The sequence below is a fragment of the Veillonella sp. S13053-19 genome (assembly GCF_002959835.1).
GTDB classification, from domain to species: domain Bacteria; phylum Bacillota; class Negativicutes; order Veillonellales; family Veillonellaceae; genus Veillonella; species Veillonella rogosae.
The window spans coordinates 117337-144071 of the sequence record NZ_PPDA01000015.1; the positions used below are offsets into that span (position 1 = coordinate 117337).

The following is a 26735-nucleotide window of genomic DNA, read 5'->3' on the forward strand; positions in this document are numbered from 1 at the left end:
AAGATTAGTAATTAACAAGACTTGACATTTCAATTTTAATCAATTCTTGCCTATGTTTTTACACTAAAGATTGCTCTTCTTCTTCCTCAATATCTGGTTTAATATGCAATTCTTTTAATTGCTTAGGTTCTACTTCAGATGGAGCTTGGCTCATAACATCAGAAGCAGATTGTGTTTTAGGGAATGCGATTACGTCGCGGATAGATTGACGTTTTGCCATTAACATAACAAGACGATCTAAGCCGAATGCACAGCCTGCATGAGGAGGTGCACCATATTGGAATGCGTCAAGCATGAAGCCGAATTTGGATCTTGCTTCTTCGATAGATAAACCAATTGCTTTGAATACTTTTTCTTGTACGTCAGCTTGGTAAATACGCAAGGAACCGCCACCGATTTCTACGCCATTCAATACCATGTCATAAGCAATCGCTTTTACGCTGCCAGGATCGGATTCTAATTTATCAAGATCCGCATGGCGTGGCATTGTGAACGGATGGTGCATTGCAACATACCGTTTTTCATCTTCGTTATATTCGAACATAGGGAAATCAGTTACCCATGTGAATGCTAATTTATCAGGATCAATCATGTTCATGCGGCGTGCCATTTCAAGGCGCAATTCGCCTAATGCACGTGCCACAGTAGCAGGTTTATCAGCAATCATCAATACGAGGTCGCCACCTTTAGCGCCCATTTTTTCACCGATATTGCGGATTGTATCTTCACCTAAGAACTTCATGATTTGAGACTTGATAGAACCATCTTCGTTGAAGCAAGCCCATGCAAGGCCTTTTGCACCATAACGGTTTACATATTCAACGAGGTCATCAAGCTCACGGCGAGGAATGCCAGCGTCGCCAGGTACTACGATACCTTTAACTACGCCACCATTGTCGATTACAGAGCGGAATACTTTGAACTCTGTATCTTTTACAAGATCAGTTACATCAGTAAACGCCATATCGAAGCGAAGGTCTGGTTTGTCGGAACCATATTTATCCATTGCTTCATCCCATGTAATACGAGGCATAGGCAACGTGATTTCTTTGCCCATTGCAGTTTTGAATACATGAGCTACCATTTCTTCAAGCATGGAGTAGATGTCTTCTTCGTCTACGAAAGACATTTCCAAGTCGAGCTGAGTGAACTCAGGTTGACGGTCTGCACGCAAATCTTCATCGCGGAAGCAACGAGCGATTTGGAAGTATTTTTCATAACCAGCAACCATCAAGATTTGTTTGAAGATTTGTGGAGATTGAGGCAATGCGTAGAATGTACCAGCATTTACACGGGAAGGAACTAGATAGTCACGAGCACCTTCAGGTGTAGATTTAGTAAGCATTGGAGTTTCAATTTCCAAGAAATCGCGGCTATCGAAGAAGTCGCGCATAGCTTTTGTTACTTTATGACGTAAAATCAAGTTGCGTTGCATTTCAGGGCGACGCAAGTCAAGATAACGGTATTTCAAACGAATATTTTCATCTACATCGATATCATCTTGGATATAGAATGGAGGCGTTTTAGCGGAGTTCAATACGCGCAACTCTTCACAGAACATTTCATATGCACCTGTAGGAAGGTTTGGATTGATAGCAGAATCATCACGTTTTGTGATAGTGCCACGCACGCAAAGAACATATTCATTACGAACATCCTCTGCTTTGTGGAAAGATTCTACGTTATGATCTGGGGACGCTACTATTTGTACTACGCCAGAACGATCGCGTAAGTCCAAGAAAATCAAACCACCATGGTCACGACGGCGTTCAACCCAACCACATAATACGACCTCTTTACCTACCTCTTGTTCAGAGATGGTGCCACAACCGTGCGTACGGTGTAAGCCTTGCATTGTTTCCATTCTAATTGTCATCCTTTCACCAAAGAAGTTATACGCTCAGACACTGCATCGAGAGATACAGTCTCTTGTTCACTAGTATCCATGAATCGGATAATGGCTTCTCCACGAGCCAATTCATCATCACCCAATATGATAACATATTTTGCATTAATTTTGTTAGCATATTTTAATTGTGCCTTCATACTCTTGCCCTGTCCGTCCATTTCAACGGTTACATAGGCATCATGTAATGCTTGGCAGATTTTGAAAGCCTCTACCTTAGCCGCATCACCTAGGGCTACTACGAACGCAGATGGTTCTACAGTTGGTTCAGGCAATAAGTTTTGTTTTTCAAGAGCTAATAATAAACGCTCCATGCCCATAGCAAAACCAATCGCTGGCGTATGAGGACCATCGAGTTCCTCTACGAGGCCATCGTAACGTCCACCACCGGCTACGGCACTTTGTGCACCTAATGGAGTGTATTGCACTTCAAACGCTGTTTTAGTGTAATAATCAAGACCGCGTACGAGACGAGGGTTCAATGTATATTGTACATTAGCAGCAGATAAATATGTTTTCAATTCTTCGAAGTGATCATGACACTCGCCACATAAATGTTCGTGAATTTCAGGAGCACCTACGGACAAAGATTTACATGTTTCATTTTTGCAATCCAAGATACGCAATGGATTTTTGTATAAACGCTCTTGGCAATCGCTACATAATTGTTCTTTTTTAGGTTCAAAGAACTCAATTAATTTTTCACGGTATACAGGGCGGCATGTTGGACAACCTACAGAGTTTACCTCTACATTGAGGTCTTTAAGGCCAAAGTCTTTTAGCAATTGTACGACCATGCAGATAACTTCGCTATCTACCACTGGAGATTGAGAACCTAGTACCTCTGCACCGAATTGGTGGAATTGACGGTACCGCCCTGCTTGTGGTTTATCATGTCGGAACATAGGCCCCATGTAATACCATTTTGTAAGGCCTTCTTTACCATATACTTTATTTTCTAAGTATGCGCGCACAGCGGATGCTGTATTTTCTGGGCGCAATGTGAAGCTAGAACCACCTTCATCACCTGTAGTAAAGGTGTACATCTCTTTTTGTACTACATCTGTAGTTTCACCGATGCCGCGTAAGAATAATTTAGTATCTTCAAAGGCAGGTGTGCGAATTTCATTGAACCCGTATACTTTGCAAATCTCGCGCATACGTTGTTCAATATAGTGCCAATTTATCATCTGCTCTGGCAAAAAGTCTTGTGTACCTCTTGGTTTTCTAATAGCCATTACACAACCTCCCAAAATTTTTCACAAATTCTATGTCGTTTCTCTAATAGTGCATCTATCGTTCCGTGGTAAACATCTACATCCTTTGGCATATGCTGTTTCAATTGCCGATATTCAGGGGCGCGCATCCACTTAGACGAGCTTCCTGGCCCCATGGATAGAATGTTTTGACGCTCTTCCATAATCTGAATATTGTATTCGCATGCTTTGCCTGGTAAGGTATAACCGATATTCTCTAACTGCCCCCGCATATATTGTTGGCGATATAGATAATATGGTACATAACCAGCCGCTTCAAGACGCTCTTTACCATATTGTACCATTTCTGCTACCAGATGTTCCGCTGGAATATCATCTTGCATATTTAAATCGTACAATGGGCTACCACGTTTTAATGCTAACGTATGAATTGTAACATTTTCCGGCAGATTTTGACATACATAATCCATATTCTCTACCATGTTTTGCATCGTTTGATTCGGTAAGCCTGCAATAAAATCCATATTTACCGCTAGAGACGTATTTGCTTTTACATATTGTAACAACTCATCAATATCACGTGCACTATGTCCACGACCAATGCGCCGCAAAATATCGTCTTGCATCGTTTGCGGATTAATGCTAATACGATTTACACCTAGCTCTAACATAGATCGTAGTTTTACTGAATTCACAGAATCTGGCCGCCCTGCTTCTACGGTAAACTCATGACCTTCAGGAACAAGTATAGACAGCTGTTTTAGAACTTGGTGAAAGTCTTCATCCCCTAACACCGTCGGAGTACCGCCACCCATATAAAGAGTATCTACCGTTAAACCATAAGATTCAACAATAGTTTTCATATCCTCTATGTCCCGGCCTAAGGCAGTTAAAAATTGCCTTTTTCCATCATAGTCCTGATAGAGTCCATAAGGAAATGAGCAGTATACACAACGAGTATCGCAAAATGGAATACCACAATAGAGACTCACCTTTTTATCGTCTGTATCAGCTAAAAATGGCCGTTGATACTCACCGATGGCCCCTAATGTATTAAGCTTTTCCATAGACACAGAAAACTCGTCCCTAATGTGACGAGTTGCTGCGTGGACAGAGCCATATGTATCTATATATTTATGTAGTAGCTTAGTTGGGCGTACACCTACCATAGTCCCCCAAGGAGCCTCAGCTGGTAAACCTTGATATTCACGCAAGTAGCGCAGTAAGGCTTGACCTATTTGACGTCGTCCCATAGAGGAAACAGGCCCATCAAACGTCTGAATTGTATCGCCAATGGTAACAGTTAGTGTATAATTCCCATCCACTTCACAAGCTTCAAGGATTACATCTGGCTCCACCTTGTCAGAAAAGAGCCCCGCTGCACCACAGTTATGAGCTACTACGGAGCCAAGGGGTAATGGCCCCGTATATAGATATGTATTAACCATGGTGATGAGCCATACGCTCTAATTTTTCAAGCTCTGCTTCAGTCATATGGCTTTGGCAATCACTGCAATAACCATATACTTTTAATTGATGGTCAATAGTACGGAAGTTCAATTTTTTAGCGATAATGGACTCTAATGTTTCAAGCATATCGTCTTCAAACTCGGATACTTTGCCACATTTTACGCAGATCAAATGATGGTGGAAATGAGCAAACTCTTCGTCATTCAATTCGTAACGGTTACGACCATCGCCAAAATCAAGACGTTTCAACAAATCAAGTTCAGTGAAGAGATCAAGTGTTCTGTAAATAGTAGCCAAGCCGATATCAGGAGCCACTTCTTTTACAAGTACATATACGTCTTCTGCACTTAAATGATTTTCATCAGCATCGATGAAGGCTTGTAAAATTGTTTGACGTTGCGTTGTTAATTTGTATTTTTTGTCTTTAATGCGTTCTTTTAATTTTTCTAATGTTGTGTTCATGATAATTATCCCCTCTACAATTTGTAAAAATACTTCATTTAAACCTACTGCCCAACAAATGGGTTGTATTGTTTTTCATACTCTATATTGGTTTCTGGCCCGTGACCAGGATATACCATCGTATTATTAGGCAGTTTATAAAGCTGAGTTTTGATGGATTCCATCAACGTCTCATATGATCCATTTGGAAAATCTGTACGACCTACGGAATCTCTAAAGAGAGTGTCCCCTACAAATACAAGACCTTCCATGTAATAGCACACACCACCTGGCGTATGCCCTGGTGTTTCTAAGACTTCTAGGTCAATATCACCACAGGTAATATGGTCACCTTGCTGTACCTCAATAATATCAGCCTTCACTTTAATTGGCGTAGGATTGCTATAGGCACTGAGATTAAGCTCAGGATCAGATAAATACGGCACATCACCCTTATGCACATATACAGGTACATGATGAGCATTTACAATGTCTTGAACGCCCCCAATATGGTCACCATGACCATGTGTAAGCAAAATAGCTTTTGGCTTCAAGTCATGTTTCTTTATCGCATCTAATACTTCCGGTGTGGCAGGATCGATGATGAAAGCCTCACCAACCGCTTTATCGCCTATGACATAGCAATTGGTTCCTAGTGGACCTAAAGGCATGCGCATAAGCACTAATTGTTGTTCGCTCATTAAGCCCCTCCTCTACTACGTTGTACCGTATACACTTCACGAATACGGCGCAACTTAGTCATTACAAAATCTAATTGTGAAATATCACGGATATCAACCGTAACATTAATACTTACATTTTTTGTATCCTCTTGGACCTTAGCATTGATATTGGTAATGGTAATTTTCAACTCTGAAAGGACAGCCATAACTTCCATAAGAATACCAGCCCGATCGTAAGCTTGAATATCGATACCTACGTGGAAGGATTCACTAGAAGCTCCATCCCAAGCCACCTCTATCATACGTTCTAAATCCTCAGGTGTATGTCCTAGGCTACAACAATCACTGCGATGTACTGAAACACCACGACCGCGAGTGATATAACCGATAATATCGTCCCCAGGTACAGGATTACAGCATTTTGCCATCCGCACCATAACGCCAGCTTCTCCTTTTACAAGGACACCAGTGCCATTTTTCGTTTTCTTTTGGCCTTGAGATTTTAATTTCTCAAGAATTTGCGCTGTACTACGTTTAGATTCTTCTGCTTCTTTAGATTTTTTATAGAGTTCAATTAAACGCAAGAGAACAGTGCTTACAGGGATACCACCATAACCACAAGCAGCAAACATTTCTTCTTCTATACCTGCTTTGAGCTGTTTCGTAACCTGTTGAAGTCGATTATCTGCAATCAATTCTTTCCAGCTATAATTTAATCGTTTTGCTTCTTTTTCAAGAGCTTCTAAGCCTTTTTCAATATTTTCAGCTTTATTTTCGCGCTTGAACCAGTTGCGTATTTTGCTCTTACTTTCAGAGGAACCTACAATGTTAAGCCAATCAAGGCTTGGTTTACTCGTTTTAGACGTAATAATATCGACGATATCACCATTTTGCAAGGTGTAATCAAGCGGTACAATTTTGCCATTTACCTTAGCACCTACACAGCGATGACCTACATCGGTATGAACACGATAGGCAAAGTCTAATGGTACAGAACCAATTGGCAGCTTAACTACGTCCCCCTTAGGTGTAAATACGAATACTTCACCGGAGAATACGTCTAATTTCAAAGCATTAACGAGCTCTGTTGGATTGCTTGTATCTTGCCATTCTAGAACTTGGCGCAACCAAGCAACCTTTTGGTCGAACTCTTTATCGCCGTTTTTATTACCTTCTTTATACCGCCAGTGAGCAGCAACACCGTATTCGGATACACGATGCATTTCCCAAGTACGAATTTGGATTTCTACAGGTTGTCCCATGGTACCGATAACCGTAGTATGCAAGGATTGATACATATTGGATTTTGGCATGGAAATATAATCTTTAAATCGATATGGCAATGGTTTCCACAAGCTATGAGCAATACCGAGTACCGCATAACAATCAGGGATACTATCAACGATTACGCGAACTGCAAGCAAATCATAGATTTGTGACAAATCGCGATTGTCCTTTTTCATCTTCTTGTAAATACTGTAAAAATGTTTAGGACGGCCTTTGATATCTGCCTTAATATGGGCCTCACCTAAAGCCTTAGTGAGTTGACTCATCGTATCATTAACGATATCTTCACGGACTTGGCGTTTTTGCTTCATTTGATCTACGAGATCATAATATTTTTCCGGTTCTAAATAGCGGAAGGATAAATCCTCTAACTCCCATTTCACATTGAAAATACCGAGACGATGAGCAAGGGGAGCAAAGATTTCGAGCGTTTCCTTAGCAATGCGTTTTTGTTTATCACTGCGCATATGCTTTAAGGTACGCATATTATGTAAACGGTCACCCAATTTGATAACAACGACGCGCACGTCCTTTGCCATCGCTAAAATCATCTTCCGATAATTTTCCATTTGGCGATCTTCTTTTGTTTCATATTGGAATTGGTTTAATTTTGTTACCCCATCAACAAGGAATGCTACTTCAGAGCCAAACATTTCCTCTAAATCTTCCTTGGAATAGGATGTATCTTCAACCACATCATGCATAAGCGCTGCCATAAGCGTAATATGGTCGATTTGTAAGTGTGCCAAAATATCAGCTACAGCTAGTGGATGCATGATATAAGGTTCACCAGAAGCTCTAAACTGACCTTCGTGAGCTTTATCAGCAAGTTCAAACGCCTTTAATACTTGGTTACACTCGTCATCTGTTAAATACGTATGGATATACTCCATAAATTCAGCTAAGGCTTTCTCTTTATCAAAAGTGCTTTGTTCAACCAAAGCTTTGCCTTCTTCATTTACAGTTGTCATGGTGTCACCTCCTATACACTATAAGTAAGGAATGTTACGGATGTGACAAGATCTAATTTTCCTTCAATGGCATTCCATCTAAGCATTAATTGACCATCATCACTTGTATATTCTTCAACAATGCCCAATTCTTTAAAGACATCGATAGATGTAAGAGCACTGCGATTATTTTGATCTGCCGGCTTACGGCGCAATATATCTTGTTCTACATTATAAAGCGATTGACTGTGACCACGCATAGACTGTTTTACAATAACATACATCTGTCTAAGCCCTTCTGTAGTCAGTTTTATGGGCTCTTCAGTCAGTGGCTCAGTCGCTTGAATCATGAGTTGTGGAGAAACCATACCTTGCCATTCATTCTTTTGCAAGGAGAAGGCTACTTTCACAACAGAACCTACAAATATAGATTTAAATAAGTCTGGACGATTCCAAGCGATAGCATCTACGGTTCCATTCGAGGTTGCAAAAATCACCTTACAATGATTTTTTAACTGCCCCATGAGCATAATATCCTGTACCGTAGCTTCCATTACAGCAAAAATCGGTGTGCTATTAGCCATCCCATAAGGTTCAAGGGCTGATACGCGGTCAATAATATCAACATCGATATCATCAACAGGTAGTTCCGCATCAATGGCCACTACAGGAATATATTCCTCGGCAGTAACAATCTTTTTACAATACTCCGTTAAACGCTCTCGCAATTCGTCAATGCGATTTGCGTCAATGCTAAAGCCTGCTGCTGCAGAATGACCACCAAACTGTAGCAAAAGGTCTTCACAAGACTTTAACGCATCATACATATTAAAACCGTCGATACTACGACAAGAGCCTTTGCCAACACCATCATGAATGCTGATAACTAAGGTCGGTTTATAAAACTCCTCCACGAGACGAGAAGCAACAATACCGATGACACCAGGATGCCATTCTTCACCAGCTACAACAGTTACATAGTCAGCTTTATGGCCTTGATTAGCCACATCAATGCGAGCCAATTCGTGGATATTACGCTCTAGTTCTTGTCGCTCACGATTGGTTTCGTTCAATTCCTCAGCAATCGCCTCTGCTATATCACCATCATCGGTCACGAGTAGTTCAACAGCACGCGTAGCATGCGTTACACGACCAGCTGCATTCAGGCGAGGTGCTAAGGTGAAACCAATATGCCCAGATGTTATAGTTCGCTCATGTAGTCCCGCTACATCGATGAGCTTTTTAATGCCTAAATTAGGCTGACTATTCATCTTCTCAAGGCCTGCTTTTACGATGATGCGGTTCTCACCCACCAAAGGCACTACATCCGCCACAGTACCTAAAGCAACGATATCTAAATCATCTAAATACCATTCACCATGCTTGGTAAGCCACAATGCTTGGCATAATTTAAAAGCCACACCGACGCCAGATAAATTTTTATCCTTATATGGACAATCCTTTTGCTTGTGGTTAATAACAGCCTTTGCTCGTGGGATCAAATCTGGTGCCGTATGATGATCCGTAATAATCATATCGATACGGTCACGTACAGCCTCTACAATATCGTAAGAGCTAATACCGCAGTCTACGGTAATAACCAGAGAAGTTTCCCTCTCTATAAGGTGCTCTAAAGCCTCTAAATTTAGACCATATCCTTCGCTTTGACGCTCTGGTATGTAATAGGTAACATCGGCACCTAGCTTCTTTAAAAATCGATAGAGTACAGATGTTGCCGTAATACCATCTACATCATAATCGCCATAAATAACGATTGGTTTATGTTTTTCAATTGTCTCCTGAACTAGCGAAACAGCTACATCCATATCTTTTAAGGTAAATGGATCTAACAAATCTGACAAAGAGCTTTGTAAAAACTTCCGCCCTTCGTCAACATCTATGTGGCGATTTACCATTAATTTTGCCACAATAGGGTTCACACCAAGTTCACGGATTAAGATATTTTCTTTCTCTCGATCACCTTCACAGAGGCGCCAACGTTTTTTCTTAATCATCATATCCCTCAGTAGTTTATAATCAATATTAGTATAAAATTTCAACGTATTATCATTATCATTTTTATTTATTATACATCAAAAAGCGAATAAAATAAACTATTTTATATATTTAATTCTCATTTAACTTTTGACATTTTCTCAACAAAAAAGAACCTCCCATTATCAATAGGAGGTTCTATATCAGTGAATTACCTAGAACCGGAAGTCCCGTTCGCCGTCTTTCATCTGTGCAATATAAGCTTTAGCTTTTTCTTTAACTAAATCATTTTTAATATTTTCTAACTGTTGTTCGATAACCTTCGCACCATGAGTTTTAGTCTTCTCATCACCGTAGTCCATGATGTATTCGTTTAATGTCATCAACGCATTTGGTTGGCAACAGTTGTGAATTTGACCGGATTTAGCAAGGGCCATGAAACGGTCCCCTGTTCTACCTGCACGATAACATGCAGTACAGAAGCTCGGTACATAACCAAGGTCTAATAACCAATCTACGATTTCATCTAATGTACGCGTATCGCTACGATCAAATTGAGCAGAATTATCTTCTGGTTTCTCTTCTTCTTTGTAACCACCTACACTAGTACGAGAGCCACCGCTGATTTGGGAGATACCAAGAGCCAATCCGCGTTCACGCATTTCTTGAGTTTCGCGTGTGGACATAATCATACCTGTATATGGTGTGGATACACGAATGAGAGCAACAATTTTTTCAAATACATCGTCAGGTACTGCATTACTGAAATCATCTACATCAATATCATCAGCCGGACAAATACGAGGTACAGAAATAGTATGTGGCCCTACACCAAATACTGCTTCTAAATGCTCTGCGTGCATCAACAAACCTACAAAATCATATTTATAATGTTCTAAGCCGTAAAGAACACCGATACCAACATCATCAATACCACCTTGCATAGCGCGGTCCATCGCCTCTGTATGGTAGGCGTAGTCGCTCTTAGGGCCTGTTGGATGTAATGCTTCATAGTTTTCTTTATTGTATGTTTCTTGGAACAGTGTATACGTACCAATACCGGCTTCATGTAATTTCTTGTAGTCCTCAACGGAACAAGCTGCAATATTTACATTTACACGACGGATTTCACCATTTTTATTTTTAATGCTGTAAATAGTCTTAATGGATTCCAAAATATATTCAAGTGGATTATTAAGAGGATCTTCACCAGACTCAATTACGATACGCTTATGGCCCATCGCTTCTAAAGCAATAACCTCTTCCCTAATTTGGTCTTGGGTCAACTTCTTACGTTTAATATCGCGGTTTTTAGAGTGATACGGGCAGTATACGCAGCCATTGATACAATAGTTAGATAAATATAATGGTGCAAATAATACGATACGATCACCGTATATGGCTTTCTTGATTTCTTTTGCTAACGCAAAGAGCTTTTCCTTATATTCAGGTAACGGACATTCTAAGAGAACTGCTGCCTCTCTGTGGTTTAACCCCTTAAACGTAGCAGCTTTTGCTAAAATAGCATCTAACAACTCTCGATTTTCCTTATTTTCCTCTGCATAAGCAAGAGTATCAAGGATTTCCTGATGGGAAATAAACTCCTCCGCCTTTGGAGATTTTACATCATACATAGTACTTACCTCAATTCTTTCTAGTGGCAATGCCACCCCTCTTTAGGTTTATGAAAGTATATGACAACCAGTCTTCTGGTATTTCACTGATACTGTATATAGTATACCACTATTCCTACTAAAAAACATAGGAATTTGACACACTATAATAAAAGAGTAGTACCCTTTCGGATACTACGCTAAAATTGAATAAATATTCTATTAGTAAATTATGATGTTAAATAAATATATCTAAAACTACTTATTTAACTGATTTCGGTTATTAAAAAATGTTTTATAGGCTAATTGACATGTAATAAAACAAGCAATAGATATGGTAGATAGTGACATAAATGTAACGATTATCTGATATTTTACAGCTTCTAAAGGAGGCATACCCGCCAATATTAGGCCTGTCATCATCCCCGGCAGCGCTACGATACCTAATGTCTTGGCACTATCTACAGTAGGTTGTAGACCCGTCTTTATAACATCACGAACTATCGCTTTCGAAGCTTGTTTAGGTGTACTACCCAAGGCTAATTTAATTTCCACCTCTTGTTTACGCAATTCAAAATTCGATAGCATTTGACGATAACAAAGCCCAATCGCTACCATAGCACCACTAATGACCATACCACCAACAGGAATCACTTGATAAGCAGTAAAGTTAAGCACACCCGTTAAAAGTAGAATTGTTAAAGTAATACTTGCACCTACAGTTATAGCAAACCAAGAAATCCATAGAGCATAAGGAATTCCCTTTCCGCGCTTAGAAGAATTATAGGCTGCATTTATAGCCATAAAGCCTAATAGCCCAATTATAAATATAGGGCTTTCCGTGCTAAAAATATAGGATAAAATAAAGCCGATAACAAAGAGCTGTATAGTAGCTCTCACAGCACTTATAAAGATATCTTTCTCTAGCTTCAACTCTTGTCTATAAGATATCAGTATACTGATAATCACTAATACAGATGCAAGGCATAAGGAAGTAGCAGAAATAGTTTGAAACTGACTCATCTCAGTACCTCCTCTTTAGCTAATTGACCGTCTACGATAGTGATGCGGCGATTTGCAGTACGCAAGCTTTGCTCTTCATTATGAGTAATGGAGATAATGGTGATTCCCTTTTTATGAAGCTCATCAATAACATTTTCTACAATCGATGTATTCGTCGCATCCAAGGCAGACGTAACCTCGTCTAAAAGCAACACTTTAGGCTCAAAAATAAGGCTCCGAATGAGGCATATTCGTTGCATTTCACCACCAGACAACTCATCATTACGGCGCTCCATATAATTTAGTGGCATATGTAGTAGATCAAAGAGATATTCTATACGATTCATATCCGGCTCTAAACCGCGAATATCGTAAGGAAATAGAATATTGTGACGTACTGTTTTCGCAAACAAATACGGCCTTTGAAAGCAGTAGCCCACCTCTTTACGATAGCTTTCAGGGTCTATAGTAGCTAAATCTCTCCCCTTATAAGTAATAATCCCCGAAGTGGGACTAATCAGATCACTACATAATTTTAAAAGTGTACTTTTACCACTCCCAGAAGGGCCTACAATAGTAATATAATCGCCTTGATTTACTGATAGTGATACGTCTCGGATAATAGATTTATCTTTTACAATATAAGATATATTAGATAATTCTAGCAGTGTCATAATGCCCCCTATCTCATCATATGTATATTAAAACCAAAACATCTCCTCACTGTGGCTAGTTATTCAGTTATTTCAATCTATAATGATTTTAAATATTATATCATTGTCAAAATAATAATGGTAACCTTAATTATAATATTTCTATAAGACACACATACTACAGAAAAGCAAAAAATCCCTAGTGGAAAACCACTAGGGATTAATAGTCTTTGTAAAATTAAGCTTCTACAGGGTATACGCTAACTTTACGGTTATAACGACCAGCACGTTCAAATGCTACTTTACCAGGCACAAGTGCGAATAAAGTGTCATCTTTACCGATACCTACGTTAGTACCAGGGTGGAAGTGAGTGCCACGTTGACGAACGATGATGTTACCGCTCTTTACGATGGAACCATCATGGCATTTAACACCAAGACGTTTAGATTCACTATCACGACCGTTACGAGTACTGGACACACCTTTTTTATGTGCGAACAATTGCAAATCAAAAGTAAACATTAAGTTCACCTCCTATATTTCGTGTATTTGGACAAACTCTGGATATTGACGGCTAATTTCCTTTAAACCAAGGATCATAGTCCCCAGAATATCCTGTCCACTCTGGTTAATCGTACCAGAGAGAACCATATCACATTGACCTTCGCTATTCGTGTATTCCCCTTCTTGCTGAGCAATTTGGGTAAGTCCTAACATTGCCGTTGCCGATAAGGCAGACACTGCAGCACATACGATATCGAAGCCATGCTCATCATATCCTGCATGACCGGACATATGACAACCAATCACTTGACCGTCACTGTTCCGCTGGATTCCAATGGAAACCATAATTAAGCTTGGATAGATTCAATACGAACTTTTGTGAACGGTTGACGATGGCCTTGACGACGACGGTAGTTGGATTTAGCTTTGTATTTGAATACTAAGATTTTTTTACCTTTACCATGCTCAAGAACTGTACCTGTAACTTTTGCACCGTTTACAAGAGGAGCGCCAACTTTAACGTCGCCGTCATTCACTACAGTCAAAACTTCTTCGAATGTAACGGACTCGTTAGCAGCTGCTTCCAATTTTTCGATAGTAATTACATCGCCTTCAGCAACGCGATATTGTTTACCACCAGTTTTAATAATTGCGTACATGAGAACACCTCCTTGTTATCGAACTCGCTGAATTCGGTATCCCGACCCGAACTTCGGTCGGGCGTTTAAACCTGCTTCACGCGGATTGCAAAGTTCAGTAAACCGAACTAATACTGATATAGTATATCCTATTTACCTATCCATGTCAAACTAAATTCAACATAAACAGCTCAGTTTCTAATACTTTCATATATATACAAACCTTTAAAACTCTCCGATAATCCCAAGATGTTGTAAGAGTATCTTAGTACCGATGAGAATTAATACGCCACCGCCGAGAATATCTGCATATTTCCCAACAAACTGGCCCATAAATTTACCTAAGTATACACCAATTAAAGAAATACCAAAGGTAATAACTCCGATCATGGTAGATGCTTCCCACACATTGATGGGCATGAAGGCAAAGGTAAGCCCTACAGCCATTGCATCAAGGCTGGTGGCTACGGAGAGCATCATCATTTCCCAAGCACCTAAAAACTGCTTATCATCGTCTTCATCAGTTTCGTCGCTAAGCCCTTCTCTAATCATAGCAATACCTAAATAGCCGAGAAGACCGAAGATAATCCAATGATCCCATTCAGCTATGACATCAATAAACTGACGGCCTATAAGCCAGCCTATAACGGGCATGAGAAACTGAAACAAACCAAATAAAAACGCTAAGGTCACTTTTCGACCATTCTCACCTACGGGCATGGATAAACCTTTACCGATAGAGACACCAAAGGCATCCATAGCAAGACCAACACTAATTAATACAATTTCAAATACTGACACAATATTCCTCTATAAACAAACTACTTACTTTATTCTGCTACAGCCATTAGAGAATAGCCTTCACGACTAATTTGTGGATTTACCACAATAGAAATCTTCCGGCCAATAGACTCGCCTAGGTCCTCAAGAACGGCCTTTGTTAAATATTGAGCTACTTCTGGATGGACTTCAATTTCTAGATTAGATTTAATGCGGCCCGATTTAAATAATTCACGGATACGTCGAACAATCTGCATATATACAGTTCTACCAGACAACATATACCCCGTCCCTCCACATTGAGGACAGGTATCGAACATCAAGGTCTGCAAGCCTTGGCGTGCACGCTTACGGGTCATTTCCACGAGACCCAGTGAACTAATACCACATACCACAGTTTTCATCTTGTCTAACTTGGCTTGCGCACTTAATACTTTCAACAATTCTTGTTGATTTTGTTTATCCTTCATGTCAATAAAATCGACAACGATAATACCACCAATATCGCGCAATCGCAATTGTCGACAAATTTCTTTAGCCGCCTCTTTATTAACGGTGAAAGCTAAATCTTCTAGCTTATTGGATTTACCCGTATAATGAGCAGAGTTCACATCGAATACGGTAAGTGCCTCCGTATGATCAATGCGGATAGAGCCGCCAGAAGGAAGATTGATATCACGAGAGATAAGATCTTCTAATTGAGGTTCAATGTGATTGGCTTTAAAGATAGGCGTACTGTCACGATGGCGTGTCACTTTAATTTGCTGTGATGTAGGGCCATGACCTAAAAGGTCCATCAATCGTGATTCGCCCATATCGGAATCGACGATGATTTCCTCTACATTGCGATGCGCATAATCTCGCACAAGACGGAACCAAAAGTCCGCATCACTATAGAGATCAGTGCCGCTCTTAGCCACCTTAAAGCGCTTTAACACATGTTGCCATGTGCGCCACAAGTAGTCCATATCTCGTCCAATTTCATCAGCGCTGGCCTTAGCCGCTGCGGTGCGGATAATAAAACCACAACCTTCTTGCACATATGGTGCCGCCAACTCTTGCAACTTTGCTCGTAACGCTTCATCGGTAATCTTTTTAGAGATGTGCATACCTTCAGAATATGGTAAAAGTACCATAAAACGACCGGCAAGGCTTACATCAGCAGTAACGCGAGCCCCTTTACCGAGCATTTCCTCTTTTACGACTTGCACAAGAACTTGTTGCCCCACAGATAGGCGTGGCAAGATTTTCTGTTCCTTCCCTTGTTGAAGGTTCAAATACGCATTTTGAGAGCCCCCAATATCAACAAAGGCCGCTTGCATGCCGTTAAGTACGTTCTTAACAGTACCCTTGTACATATGATTTGCCATATGAGACTCATCAGTACGCTCTAAGACAAAGTCTACTAACTGTCCTTCTTCGTCGATAACAGCCATGCGGATTTCTTCGCGCATAACATTGACCAAAATTTTATGCATCCTATCCCTCCCTTCCTTAAATTCAAAATATTTAGGTCTTTTAAATCACTAAAGCTTATATAAACGCTTAAAATTTATGTAAAAAGTATTAGTAATTAATTTCCAATGGAGTGTAACGACCTTCTTCATTTTCTACCATAATGGCTTTACGGTGAATTTCATAGCCCGTCGTAATAGGCCAGTTATATTGTTCTTTACCAAGGTTCCACACTTCGCTAGGTTTAATTGTACCTTGCGGATAGATACCGATGCCCATCGTAAGGGTTACCATCCCATCCTTAACAGATGCTACGATAGGTTCTTTTACAAATTCTTTCACATCGATGGTGCGAGTCTTCTTAGGCGTTACCTTTTCATAAGAAATTTCCGGTGCTTCATTGAAAGGTTTTAGTAATGCATCCCAATCAGCATTTTCATCCGTTACAGGACCTGTAACTTCGTAAATAGCAAAGTTACAGATAGCCATCATCTTTTTCACCTTTTCAGGCATTTCTTTGCCACCTAGCACCTCAAGACCTGGAGGTGCTACGCGGTTTAAACGCGCCATGATGGACTCTAAAGAATCTTCTTCTAGTACATCCATATCGATATATTCAGCCGCTGCCGTTACGCCTAAAGCAAGTGCGGAGGAGAAGCTAATTTTCATATGTGGATTAAAACCTTCAGAATAAGCCATTTTGATTCCGGCGCGGCGAATCATACGCTCTACAGCTTGTGCATAATCAAGGTGCGACAAGAATCTCAATTCTTCGCCTTTATTTAAGGCCAAACGTAACTTTTTCAACTCTGCCACCCTCCTTATAGTCAATTATAGCTGTATCAAGCTCTGGACATACATTACAGCCCTTACATGGAGCACGACGACAATCGCCTGTAAGATTTGCTTCTACCGCTTGTTCCCACTCGCGTTTTAGGAATGCTTTACTTACCGTACAGTCTAGATGATCCCAAGGTAATGGCTCATCAAAGTCACGTGTACGGCGTGCATAATATGCTGGATCCAAACCACAATCAGCGAAGGCTTTTAACCAAGTTTCATAATTGAAGAACTCAGTCCAGCCATCAAATTTACAACCTGCTTCCCAGGCTTTTACGAGAACCTTAGATAATCTACGGTCCCCACGAGCAAAGGCAGCCTCCATGTAGCCAGTATAGCCATCATGGTAATGATAGGAAATATTGCGATTATTGATGAGAGACTTCAAGTAACGTTGTTTACGATGAATTTCCTCTACATCTTGTTGACCATACCATTGGTACGGAGAATGTGTTTTCGGTACGAAGAAGGATACGCTGACAGTTACAGAACCATTACGTTTACCTGTAATGTCACGATGCAAATCAAGCACCTTATACGCCAAATCAGCAATACCTGCTAAATCTTCATCAGTTTCTGTAGGAAGGCCCATCATAAAGTACAGCTTAACTGTATTCCATCCGGATTTAAAGGCATTTGTACACGCTGCCAATAAGTCTTCTTCGCTAACGCCTTTGTTAATAACATCGCGCATACGTTGTGTACCGGCCTCAGGAGCAAAGGTAAGACCACTCTTACGCACTTGTTGCACCTTTTTCGCAATATCGATGGAGAAACTATCGATACGCAAGGATGGCAAGCTTACGCTCACTTGTTTGTCTTTAAACTCTTCCATGAGCATGTCTACTAGCTCAGGCAATTTAGAATAGTCCGCAGAGCTTAAGCTCATCAAAGAGATTTCATTATACCCAGTGTTAGCAATCGTGTCCTTAGCAATTTGAAGCAAACGCTCTGGTGTCTTTTCACGAACAGGACGGTATAACATACCAGCCTGACAGAAACGACAGCCTCGTGTACAGCCGCGGAACAGTTCTAATACTGCGCGGTCATGCACGATATCCAAGAATGGTACTACAGGTTTTGTAGGGTAGAACACATTTTCTACATCTTCTACGATGCGTTTTGCCACAGCCGGTGGCACCTCTTCAAAGCGAGGTGTAATCGATTTAAAATCACCTTGTTCTGTGTATTCTACATCGTATAACGCCGGACAATAGGTACCAGGAATTTGAGCTACTTTACGTAAGAATCCTTCCTTACCACCAGGGAATCCTTTTGCTTTTTCAGCTTTATAAAGGTCAACAAATTCATCGCCCCACTCTTCAGATTCACCAAGAGATACGATATCAAAGAAATCTGCAATAGGCTCTACGTTAAACGCACATGGGCCACCACATACTAATAATGGAAAATCCATATCGCGGTCCTTAGCGTACATTGGAATACCTGCCAAATCGAGCATATTTAGAATGTTTGTGAAGCTCATTTCGTATTGAAGTGTAAACGCTAACACATCAAAGTCTTTAATAGGTGTACGCGTTTCCAAGGAGAATAAAGGAATATTACGCTTGCGCATTTCTTCTTCCATATCGTGCCACGGTGCAAATACGCGCTCTGCCGCCGCATCTTCACGACGGTTTATTAAACCATATAAAATTTTGATGCCCAAGTGACTCATTGCCACTTCGTACACATCGGGAAAAGCTAATGCCATTGTTACATCAACAGTACTGTGATCTTTTACGATACTGTTATATTCGCCGCCTGTATAACGAGCGGGCTTTTGGACATGTTGTAACCATGACGTATCTAATTGAACCATACATCCTCCATCTTTTTGAAAGACTTCTTTCACAATCAATCCTACAAAAGGATATTAAAATATATATTTTGTGCGCTGCATAGCAATATTTAATAAAATACCGATACTCAGCATATTAGTGGTTAATGCACTAACACCATAACTTAGGAATGGCAATGGAATACCCGTTACAGGCATGATACCAATGGTCATGCCTACATTTACGAGAACCTCAAAGGCAAACATCGTACCAATCCCCGTCGCTAATAACATACCAAAGTTATCATTACATGTATATGCTACTTGAATGCTGCGATAAATCAACATAAACAATAAGAGCAATACCACAATACATCCAACAAAGCCAAATTCTTCACCGATGACAGAGAAAATAAAGTCCGTATGATTTTCTGGTAAAAAGTTCAACTGACTTTGTGTACCATTAAAGATACCTTTACCAAAAATCATACCTGAACCGATGGCAATCTTAGATTGGATAATATGATACCCAGATCCAAAAGGATCGATATCGGGATTTAAAAATACGAGAATACGTTGTTTTTGATATTCTTTCAGTACAAACCAGCCTAATGGCATCAAAAGAAAAGCCGTGCCTGCAATAATTTTAATCAATCGCGTTTTAATGCCAGAAATAAAAAGCATCCCCACAAAGATTGCAATATACACGAGGGATGTCCCCAAGTCAGGCTGCAAGAATACGAGCGCTATGGGAATACCTACGTATAGTACTGGCAAGAGTAGAGATTTAAAGGTATCTAACTTGCCAATGCGAGGCTCTAGCATTTTTGCCATACAGATAATCATCAATAGTTTAGAAAACTCTGATGGCTGAATTGTAATAGGCCCCAATTGAATCCAACGCTGTGCCCCTAGTGCAGAGGTACCAACCGCCATAACGGCTATTAGCATGAGCAAGGTAATGCCATAAATGATATTCCCCCACCCTTTAAGGCGATGGTAATCAACAAATTGCATGCCTATAACAACAGCTACATTGGCTAAAAAGAATACTAGCTGTTTTACTACTAAACTACCGAATCCGATGGACTCTTGATTCACATGGGTAGCACTACCAATAGCGGTAAGGCCAATTCCAACGAGTAATAGAGTGCATATGATGATAGTCCAATCACTATCTGTCCATATTTTCTGCCACATCATATCACCTAATTCAACTTGCGGCGACGCCACAAGCTTTGCTTACCTTGTACCAACAATCGTTGCGTAGTCCAACCACCACGATTGATGTAATGAACATTGCTAGAATCGTCAAAGATTGACTCACCTGTTGTAGCAAGACTAGGTGTACTCGCTTGCGCCTTACTAGCTTTCTTGTTAGCTACATAATCATCAAATTGCTTTTGTACATCATAATCTTCCCAACAATCGCCAGTCACAACATAATCTACAAGAGGTGCTAATACTGATTTTAGATCCTTAGAAACAAGTTCTAATAAATGACCTTCTTGCGTATAAGTCAATACATCCTCATCGTAAGGAATCATAGCCCCTACATATTCAGCGCGTAGAACCTCTAACATATCATATAAATTGATGTCCTCACCTTCCATAGGCACTGCATTAAATGCTATGGCATAGTCGCGAATGTTATGTTCCTGACAGACTTGAATCATACGAGCCCCATTGCGCAAAGACACCCATAAAGGATGTGTCACAACGATACAGCGACTTACTAAGTCTAAAATGGACTCTATTCCCTTGCCGATACCTGCAGGTGCATCGATTAAAATGTAATCATATGTATCACAGAGACGACGTACTAACTTTTTGTATTTCTTGCGACCTATATCTTCCCAGCGAGCACTTTGACTAGCAGGTAAAAAATCTAAGTTTTCAACGATTGATACGATCGCGTCATCTGTATATTCTTTATCTTCACTCGCATCAAGTGCATCATAGATTATTTCATCTGCCACACCTAATACAAGGTCTAAATCGCGCAATCCAAAGTCTCCATCGCAGAGCAATACGCGATGCCCTGCATGGCTTAAGGCTGCACCTAGACAAGCAGTAATGGTAGTTTTACCTACACCACCCTTACCAGATACAACACCGATGATTTCGCCCATACTAATCCTTTCTTGGTTGCCCACTCGTTACCGTATTCTGCGGCTTCTGTCCATTAGTAGTATTGGCCCCAGTAGCGGTTTCTTTGTTACTTTTACTATTTGTATCATTAGATTTCTTATTCACTGGTACATTAAAGTACGCAGCCAATACATCACGTACGATAGGACCTGCAGATCCGGCACCAAAACTACCTTGCTCAACAAGGGCAACCACAACTATTTGTGGTTTATCATATGGTGCATAGGCTACGAACCAACCATGATCTCGACCGTGAGCATTTTCCGCCGTACCAGTTTTACCGGCTACATGAATTGGGAAACCTTTAAATAATTCCCCTGCTGTACCGCCTTCATTAGTAACGTCTCGCAAGCCCTCTCGGATAAGATCCATAATATTTTTAGGAACTGGTAAAATACCTAATTTATCAGGTCCAAAAATCTCTTTAGGAGTACCATCTTTATTATCGATACGACTCACCACATATGGTCGATATTTAATACCACCATTGGCGACTTCACTGAGCATAACTGCCATTTGTAACGGCGTAGTCAAGGTGAAAGACTGACCGATAGCTGCATCAAAGGTTTCCCCTAAATACCAATCCTCATCAAAGACTTTACGCTTATACGCAGGACTTGCCATATTACCAGCAGCCTCGCCAGCCAAATTGATACCCGTTTTTTCACCAATACCAAAATAGCCTGCATATTTTACAAGCTCTTCTATGCCAACGCGATTACCCATTTCATAAAAGTAAACATTGTCAGACTTGGCAAGGGCTTTATTAAAGTTAAGCCAACCTAATGCTTCACCTTCCGCATTACGCTTATCAATAAGCCAATGTTTACCGCTATCAAAGATCATCTCTTCAGGCGTAACCTTTTTAAGATCTAGCGCAGCCGTCCCCGTAATAATCTTAAACGGAGAACCTGGTGGATACTCACCAGAAATAACCTTATTGTCAAAAGGATGATTCTTATCGTTATTAAGCTGATTCCACTGAGCTGTTGTAATGCCTTTAGCAAACCAGTTTGGATTGAACTCAGGAGCACTAACCATAGCTAAAATGGCGCCTGTATTAGGGTCCATGGCCACTACAGCAGCCCCTTGGGCTGGAATACCTTGGGCCCGCAGTTGATCGAGTTGATTTTTAACAGCTTCTTCTGCAGCCTTTTGTAAATTCACATCAATGGTTAGATGAATATTAGAGCCGGGAACCGTATGTTTCCGGTCCACCTCCGCCACAGGGCGACCTGTAGCATCTACCTCTACCTGCTTACCACCATCGGTACCGCGCAAAATAGAATCATATAATCTTTCAAGACCGGAACGACCTAGAATAGTGCCGCCACTAACAAGGGTATTCGGATCCTTCTGTTTTAACTCTTCTAATTCTTCCTCGCTCACTTCCCCTACATAGCCAAAGAGCTGAGATGCCATAGTCTCATATGGATAATAACGAAGTGGCTCCACATCAATCGTTACGCCTGGTAATTCATGACGGTGTTCCTCAATAGTCGTTACTACGTCCATTGAAATATCGTTGGCAATACGAATTGGCTCATAACCATACTTGTGGTCATTCACCTTTTTCGTAATATCCTCAGGCTTCATTTTTAGTAATGCTGCTAATTTAGCAACTTCCCCTTCATCTAAGGCCTTACCAGTTGGCATAATAGAAATAGTATAAGCTGGTCTAGAACCGACTAAGATTTGACCATTTCGATCGTACATAATACCACGAGCAGCTGTCATTGTAACCATGCGCAATCGATTGCCTTCCGCCTTAGCTTGATAATAACCACCAGCCAAGATTTGCAACGTCAACAAACGCAGAGCTAACACTATAAATATGGCCGCTACAATGTAAAAGAGTACATCAAAGCGACTCGTTTTTTTCCGTTTATAGAGGCCTTCTAGCACTCTTTCACCTCCTAACCAAACTTACCAAATATAATCTTGCTGTTCCTCTTTACGCCACAATAAGCCATGCACAATAGCTCCCAATACGCCATTCCAAAATAGAACAGGTACGACCATATGTAATAGATATACACCTAGGTGTAAGTCACCACCACTAGCTAATATCATAAAGCTACGAATCAAGCCATCTAATAATGTACAGATAGCCACTATGGCGCTCGACCAATACCAACGTTCTTCATAAATGCGATGTTTCACTGCAGATAAGAGATACACCACGATTACATAGGGGAATAAATGGAGCCCAAAGAAGTTAGATATCAGTACATCGTGAACGATACCACCTACAACGGCTACCATGATGCCCATGCGACGCCCTTTAAAAAGAGTCACCATAACAGTAATGGTTAAAATCAAGTTTGGTAACCAGTTTGTATGGAATATAGCAGGCAACAGTTGAGCCTGAATAAAGTAAATTAAAAATCCACAAAGGACTAAAGCTAGACGCGTCATTGTTTAACGGCCCCCTTTACCCCTTCTACTTGATCTCGTTGCGTTTGAGGCACAAGTTTAGGCTCAAGCTCAGGCTTTTGCGGTGCGCTAAGGGAGGATGACGTAAGTACGAACACCTCTTCAATGCGATGGAAGTCAACACTCGGTGTAACTACTGCATTTTTTACAAAGCCTTCTGTGTCATTTTCAATAGATTGCACATTGCCTACTGGTAAACCTTTCGGATAGATACCACCGTAACCAGAGGTAATCAATTTATCCCCTACCAATACGTCACCATCGCGAGCGATGTTCACCATGGACGGTGTGCGCGGTGTATTACCATTACCTTTTACAACCCCAGACAAACGAGATTCGGGACGCTGTACGAGAATGCCTACTGCACTACGAGGGTCAAGAATTGTTTGAACTCGAGCAGAGTGTGGATACACGTCAGTAATAAAACCAACTACACCACTTGGCACAACGACGGCCATATTTACGGCCATGCCTTCTTCACTACCTTTATCGATGGTGAAAGTATTGGTCCATGTACCGTAATCCTTAGTAATAACGCCAGCCAAAGTCATGGAAAACTCTGGATGATTGCTCTTATAGTTCAAAAGTTGACGTAGGCGAATATTTTCTGCTACAACCTCGTCATAGTTAACAACCTTTTGCTCTAATGCAGCTTTACGAGACGCTTCTGCTTCGCTTTCAATGGTAGAAGAAATAGCATTATTCAGCACCGTAAAGCTTGTTTGTACGCCCTCTAATAGACGGGCAGAGCCATAGGCAAAAGGAGTCGTAATTCCTTCAAGAGTAACAGTAACAAAAGGAATACTAGTTCGTTGTTTCCAAGCAAAGCCGAGTAATGCCAATAGGATACAGCTAATGACAACGACGATAATTAATTTTTTATCTGACTGTATCATACTAGTCTCGGCCCTTTCTATTCTTAGAATTTACAATAAAACGCGATAAGCTCACTAAATCGGAAGATGCACCGTTAAGGCCCACAACGACCTTTGTTTCAGGCGCTTCTGGAACGTGAACAGGCACACCTAACTCAGTGCCGATACGATCGGCTAAACCAGCTAGTCTAGCAGTACCACCTGTTAGCCAAATTCCATGTTGCATAATGTCCGCTACAATCTCAGGAGCTGCAGAACGAATCATTTGCTTAACTTCATCAAGTAAGCCCACAATACAATCGTTGATTACTTGATATACCTCAGATTGGTGTATTACACATCGTCTACCTAAGCCATTCATCATATCACGACCTTGGAAGGCATACTCAGCATCCTCTAATGGAGCAATGGCAGTACCTACGGTATGTTTAATATCTAAGATAGTTTCATCTGATACGATAACACCAAAGCACTCTCGAACGTAACGCAAAAGCGCATTGTTAATATCAGAACCTCCAAAGCGTATGGTTTTACTATCTACAATGCCGCCTAAGGAAACAATGCCCATATCAACGGTACCGCCGCCGATATCAATAATCATAGATCCACGGGCTTCAAAGATAGGTACCCCACAACCAATGCCTGCCGCTACAGGTCTTTCAATGAGGAATACCTCTCGAGCACCAGCTTGAATAACAGCATCCATCATAGCTCTTTGTTCAACATCGGTCATGCCACAAGGAACACCTACGAGAACTCGAGCACGACGCAATGCATTAGAAACCTTATTTAAAAAATAGTTAAGCATGGTATGCATAACGCGATAGTCGACGATAAAGCCGTCTTTTAAAGGCGTCAAAGGGCGCCACATATCTGGCATGCGCAATACAAGGCGTGCTGCTTCATCCCCAACGGCAACTACCTTTTCTTGTTTTGTATCTGTTGCTATAATCGATGGTTCGCTTATAACGGTTCCTCGCGTCCCACCCATGAGGCGCGTTTGTATGGAACCAATATCTATACTTACATCTCTTCCTAGAGTAGGTAAAATGGAACTCATAGTAATTTCTCCTTCATTACATCATCATTCCATTTTACCATAGATAGAGAGACTTTTTCCATTGATATAGAGGGTTTTCCCCTATGGTAAAAGCACTGATAACGCATACGTCATGTACTCATAAGTCATACATAAAAATAGTAAAAAGCACTCATCAAAATGAGTGCTTTTAGTTAATATATGAGCGTAAAAATTTATGGTTTTCTAATATTTCATTCTCCTAGCTAAGTTTACCTATCTCACTGAGGCTAGTAAATTCATTGTCCCCTATGACAATATGATCAAGCACGGGAATCCCCATAAATTGACCAGCACTGACAAATAACTTGGTAAGGCGTATATCTTCATCACTAGGCCGACTATCTCCTGACGGATGGTTATGAATCAAGATGATAGCCGCAGCATTACAAGCTATGGCCTTTTTAAAGACCGCCCGTTGCTCTACAAGGCTCGATACTAGACCACCATTAGAAATATGCTCTAACTGAATAAGCTTATTGCGCGATGTGAGCATCGCAGCCCACACATGCTCTACATCTTCATGGCGAAGTCGTTCCATTACGTATTGGGCTATGACAAAAGGCTGCGAAAAATCTTGGTATGTTTCCTTAATTTTAAGCTCCCCTAGGCGCCGTCCCATTTCAAGAGCTGCACATAAGGTCACCGCTTTATCGGTGCCAATACCTTTAATTTTCACGAGATTTTCAACGGTCATTCGATTGAGACCATATACACCATCGTCAAAGGATTGCACAATATCACTGGCCAGTGATATGGCGGACTGCCCCTTTACGCCTGTTCGCAATAAAATAGCTAATAACTCCTCCATTGCCAGGTGAGATGGTCCAAGAGTAAGAAACTTCTCTCGGGGCCGTTGAAATGGCAACATGTCTTTTACACTTACTGTTGGTACTTCCATAGAATCTCTCCATTCAAAAAGATTATCCCATCTATCTATCTATCTATCAAGTAACCAACACATCTACTCTCTCTATATA

General features: G+C 40.7%; 24 protein-coding genes. All 24 read right to left on the minus strand.

Annotated elements, in window-relative coordinates; all coding sequences use genetic code 11:
• Positions 1 to 58 precede the first annotated feature (58 nt).
• Positions 59 to 1864 (minus strand): aspartate--tRNA ligase, encoded by a 1806-nt coding sequence (gene aspS, locus VEHSUH06_RS09915; protein WP_105098756.1) that lies wholly within the window; start codon positions 1862 to 1864, stop codon positions 59 to 61.
• Between the two features lie 8 nt (positions 1865 to 1872).
• On the minus strand, positions 1873 to 3144 hold the full coding sequence (hisS, locus tag VEHSUH06_RS09920; protein ID WP_105098757.1) for a histidine--tRNA ligase: 1272 nt from the start codon (positions 3142 to 3144) through the stop codon (positions 1873 to 1875).
• A complete protein-coding gene (gene hemZ / locus VEHSUH06_RS09925; RefSeq protein WP_105098758.1) occupies positions 3144 to 4571 on the minus strand; it encodes a coproporphyrinogen dehydrogenase HemZ in 1428 nt (475 codons plus the stop codon). The genes hisS and hemZ overlap by 1 nt, the downstream gene beginning before the upstream one ends.
• Positions 4564 to 5055, minus strand: coding sequence for a Fur family transcriptional regulator (locus VEHSUH06_RS09930; RefSeq protein WP_054746808.1), 492 nt, complete (start codon positions 5053 to 5055; stop codon positions 4564 to 4566). The genes hemZ and VEHSUH06_RS09930 overlap by 8 nt, the downstream gene beginning before the upstream one ends.
• A 44-nt stretch (positions 5056 to 5099) precedes the next feature.
• Complete coding sequence (locus VEHSUH06_RS09935) at positions 5100 to 5735, minus strand: MBL fold metallo-hydrolase (RefSeq protein ID WP_105081948.1); 636 nt, start codon at positions 5733 to 5735, stop codon at positions 5100 to 5102.
• Entirely contained in the window at positions 5735 to 7975 is a 2241-nt protein-coding gene (locus tag VEHSUH06_RS09940; RefSeq protein WP_105081949.1) for a bifunctional (p)ppGpp synthetase/guanosine-3',5'-bis(diphosphate) 3'-pyrophosphohydrolase, read from the minus strand. Before VEHSUH06_RS09940 ends, VEHSUH06_RS09935 begins: the two co-directional genes overlap by 1 nt.
• 11 nt (positions 7976 to 7986) lie before the next feature.
• Entirely contained in the window at positions 7987 to 9969 is a 1983-nt protein-coding gene (gene recJ, locus VEHSUH06_RS09945) for a single-stranded-DNA-specific exonuclease RecJ (protein WP_105098759.1), read from the minus strand.
• Positions 9970 to 10164: 195 nt separating this feature from the next.
• Positions 10165 to 11583 carry a [FeFe] hydrogenase H-cluster radical SAM maturase HydG gene (gene hydG, locus VEHSUH06_RS09950; RefSeq protein ID WP_105098760.1) on the minus strand — a complete coding sequence of 473 codons (1419 nt, stop codon included), beginning with the start codon at positions 11581 to 11583 and terminating at the stop codon, positions 10165 to 10167.
• Between the two features lie 237 nt (positions 11584 to 11820).
• On the minus strand, positions 11821 to 12585 hold the full coding sequence (gene fetB, locus VEHSUH06_RS09955; RefSeq protein ID WP_105098761.1) for an iron export ABC transporter permease subunit FetB: 765 nt from the start codon (positions 12583 to 12585) through the stop codon (positions 11821 to 11823).
• Complete coding sequence (locus tag VEHSUH06_RS09960; protein ID WP_105098762.1) at positions 12582 to 13238, minus strand: ATP-binding cassette domain-containing protein; 657 nt, start codon at positions 13236 to 13238, stop codon at positions 12582 to 12584. The genes fetB and VEHSUH06_RS09960 overlap by 4 nt, the downstream gene beginning before the upstream one ends.
• A gap of 217 nt (positions 13239 to 13455) precedes the next feature.
• Positions 13456 to 13740, minus strand: a complete 285-nt coding sequence (rpmA, locus tag VEHSUH06_RS09965) for a 50S ribosomal protein L27 (protein ID WP_004696430.1) — start codon at positions 13738 to 13740, stop codon at positions 13456 to 13458.
• Positions 13741 to 13752: 12 nt separating this feature from the next.
• Positions 13753 to 14067 carry a ribosomal-processing cysteine protease Prp gene (locus tag VEHSUH06_RS09970; protein ID WP_105085892.1) on the minus strand — a complete coding sequence of 105 codons (315 nt, stop codon included), beginning with the start codon at positions 14065 to 14067 and terminating at the stop codon, positions 13753 to 13755.
• A gap of 2 nt (positions 14068 to 14069) precedes the next feature.
• Positions 14070 to 14381 (minus strand): 50S ribosomal protein L21, encoded by a 312-nt coding sequence (gene rplU / locus VEHSUH06_RS09975; RefSeq protein ID WP_004698652.1) that lies wholly within the window; start codon positions 14379 to 14381, stop codon positions 14070 to 14072.
• A 204-nt stretch (positions 14382 to 14585) separates the two neighbouring features.
• Positions 14586 to 15161, minus strand: coding sequence for a manganese efflux pump MntP family protein (locus VEHSUH06_RS09980; protein WP_105098763.1), 576 nt, complete (start codon positions 15159 to 15161; stop codon positions 14586 to 14588).
• Between the two features lie 29 nt (positions 15162 to 15190).
• Entirely contained in the window at positions 15191 to 16618 is a 1428-nt protein-coding gene (locus tag VEHSUH06_RS09985; protein WP_105098764.1) for an Rne/Rng family ribonuclease, read from the minus strand.
• 88 nt (positions 16619 to 16706) lie between these two features.
• The gene (locus VEHSUH06_RS09990; protein ID WP_105098765.1) at positions 16707 to 17402 is read right to left on the minus strand and encodes a TIGR03936 family radical SAM-associated protein; all 696 of its coding nucleotides are present in this window, start codon (positions 17400 to 17402) and stop codon (positions 16707 to 16709) included.
• Positions 17374 to 19257 carry a TIGR03960 family B12-binding radical SAM protein gene (locus VEHSUH06_RS09995; protein ID WP_105098766.1) on the minus strand — a complete coding sequence of 628 codons (1884 nt, stop codon included), beginning with the start codon at positions 19255 to 19257 and terminating at the stop codon, positions 17374 to 17376. The genes VEHSUH06_RS09990 and VEHSUH06_RS09995 overlap by 29 nt, the downstream gene beginning before the upstream one ends.
• A 54-nt stretch (positions 19258 to 19311) precedes the next feature.
• Positions 19312 to 20415: a rod shape-determining protein RodA gene (gene rodA, locus VEHSUH06_RS10000; protein ID WP_105098767.1), complete on the minus strand. Its 1104-nt coding sequence runs from the start codon at positions 20413 to 20415 to the stop codon at positions 19312 to 19314.
• 8 nt (positions 20416 to 20423) lie between these two features.
• Complete coding sequence (locus VEHSUH06_RS10005) at positions 20424 to 21347, minus strand: P-loop NTPase (RefSeq protein WP_105098768.1); 924 nt, start codon at positions 21345 to 21347, stop codon at positions 20424 to 20426.
• A 1-nt stretch (position 21348) separates the two neighbouring features.
• Complete coding sequence (gene mrdA, locus VEHSUH06_RS10010; RefSeq protein ID WP_105098769.1) at positions 21349 to 23271, minus strand: penicillin-binding protein 2; 1923 nt, start codon at positions 23269 to 23271, stop codon at positions 21349 to 21351.
• Between the two features lie 21 nt (positions 23272 to 23292).
• Entirely contained in the window at positions 23293 to 23784 is a 492-nt protein-coding gene (gene mreD / locus VEHSUH06_RS10015; RefSeq protein ID WP_009351172.1) for a rod shape-determining protein MreD, read from the minus strand.
• Positions 23781 to 24698, minus strand: a complete 918-nt coding sequence (gene mreC / locus VEHSUH06_RS10020; protein WP_009351048.1) for a rod shape-determining protein MreC — start codon at positions 24696 to 24698, stop codon at positions 23781 to 23783. The genes mreD and mreC overlap by 4 nt, the downstream gene beginning before the upstream one ends.
• A 1-nt stretch (position 24699) precedes the next feature.
• Positions 24700 to 25737, minus strand: coding sequence for a rod shape-determining protein (locus VEHSUH06_RS10025; protein WP_105098770.1), 1038 nt, complete (start codon positions 25735 to 25737; stop codon positions 24700 to 24702).
• A 220-nt stretch (positions 25738 to 25957) separates the two neighbouring features.
• Positions 25958 to 26656 (minus strand): DNA repair protein RadC, encoded by a 699-nt coding sequence (radC, locus tag VEHSUH06_RS10030; RefSeq protein WP_105098771.1) that lies wholly within the window; start codon positions 26654 to 26656, stop codon positions 25958 to 25960.
• Positions 26657 to 26735 lie beyond the last annotated feature (79 nt).

Coding starts and splice junctions, on each gene's coding strand:
- aspS (WP_105098756.1), bottom strand. CDS start 1,864: ATGGAAACAATGCAAGGCTTACACCGTACGCACGGTTGTGGCACCATC.
- recJ (WP_105098759.1), bottom strand. CDS start 9,969: ATGATTAAGAAAAAACGTTGGCGCCTCTGTGAAGGTGATCGAGAGAAA.
- VEHSUH06_RS09940 (WP_105081949.1), bottom strand. CDS start 7,975: ATGACAACTGTAAATGAAGAAGGCAAAGCTTTGGTTGAACAAAGCACT.
- VEHSUH06_RS09985 (WP_105098764.1), bottom strand. CDS start 16,618: ATGCATAAAATTTTGGTCAATGTTATGCGCGAAGAAATCCGCATGGCT.
- VEHSUH06_RS09970 (WP_105085892.1), bottom strand. CDS start 14,067: ATGGTTTCCATTGGAATCCAGCGGAACAGTGACGGTCAAGTGATTGGT.
- VEHSUH06_RS09960 (WP_105098762.1), bottom strand. CDS start 13,238: ATGACACTGCTAGAATTATCTAATATATCTTATATTGTAAAAGATAAA.
- mreC (WP_009351048.1), bottom strand. CDS start 24,698: ATGATACAGTCAGATAAAAAATTAATTATCGTCGTTGTCATTAGCTGT.
- rplU (WP_004698652.1), bottom strand. CDS start 14,381: ATGTACGCAATTATTAAAACTGGTGGTAAACAATATCGCGTTGCTGAA.
- VEHSUH06_RS09930 (WP_054746808.1), bottom strand. CDS start 5,055: ATGAACACAACATTAGAAAAATTAAAAGAACGCATTAAAGACAAAAAA.
- rpmA (WP_004696430.1), bottom strand. CDS start 13,740: ATGTTTACTTTTGATTTGCAATTGTTCGCACATAAAAAAGGTGTGTCC.
- fetB (WP_105098761.1), bottom strand. CDS start 12,585: ATGAGTCAGTTTCAAACTATTTCTGCTACTTCCTTATGCCTTGCATCT.
- radC (WP_105098771.1), bottom strand. CDS start 26,656: ATGGAAGTACCAACAGTAAGTGTAAAAGACATGTTGCCATTTCAACGG.
- hisS (WP_105098757.1), bottom strand. CDS start 3,144: ATGGCTATTAGAAAACCAAGAGGTACACAAGACTTTTTGCCAGAGCAG.
- VEHSUH06_RS09995 (WP_105098766.1), bottom strand. CDS start 19,257: ATGGTTCAATTAGATACGTCATGGTTACAACATGTCCAAAAGCCCGCT.
- hydG (WP_105098760.1), bottom strand. CDS start 11,583: ATGTATGATGTAAAATCTCCAAAGGCGGAGGAGTTTATTTCCCATCAG.
- mreD (WP_009351172.1), bottom strand. CDS start 23,784: ATGACGCGTCTAGCTTTAGTCCTTTGTGGATTTTTAATTTACTTTATT.
- VEHSUH06_RS10005 (WP_105098768.1), bottom strand. CDS start 21,347: ATGGGCGAAATCATCGGTGTTGTATCTGGTAAGGGTGGTGTAGGTAAA.
- VEHSUH06_RS10025 (WP_105098770.1), bottom strand. CDS start 25,737: ATGAGTTCCATTTTACCTACTCTAGGAAGAGATGTAAGTATAGATATT.
- VEHSUH06_RS09935 (WP_105081948.1), bottom strand. CDS start 5,735: ATGAGCGAACAACAATTAGTGCTTATGCGCATGCCTTTAGGTCCACTA.
- hemZ (WP_105098758.1), bottom strand. CDS start 4,571: ATGGTTAATACATATCTATATACGGGGCCATTACCCCTTGGCTCCGTA.
- rodA (WP_105098767.1), bottom strand. CDS start 20,415: ATGTGGCAGAAAATATGGACAGATAGTGATTGGACTATCATCATATGC.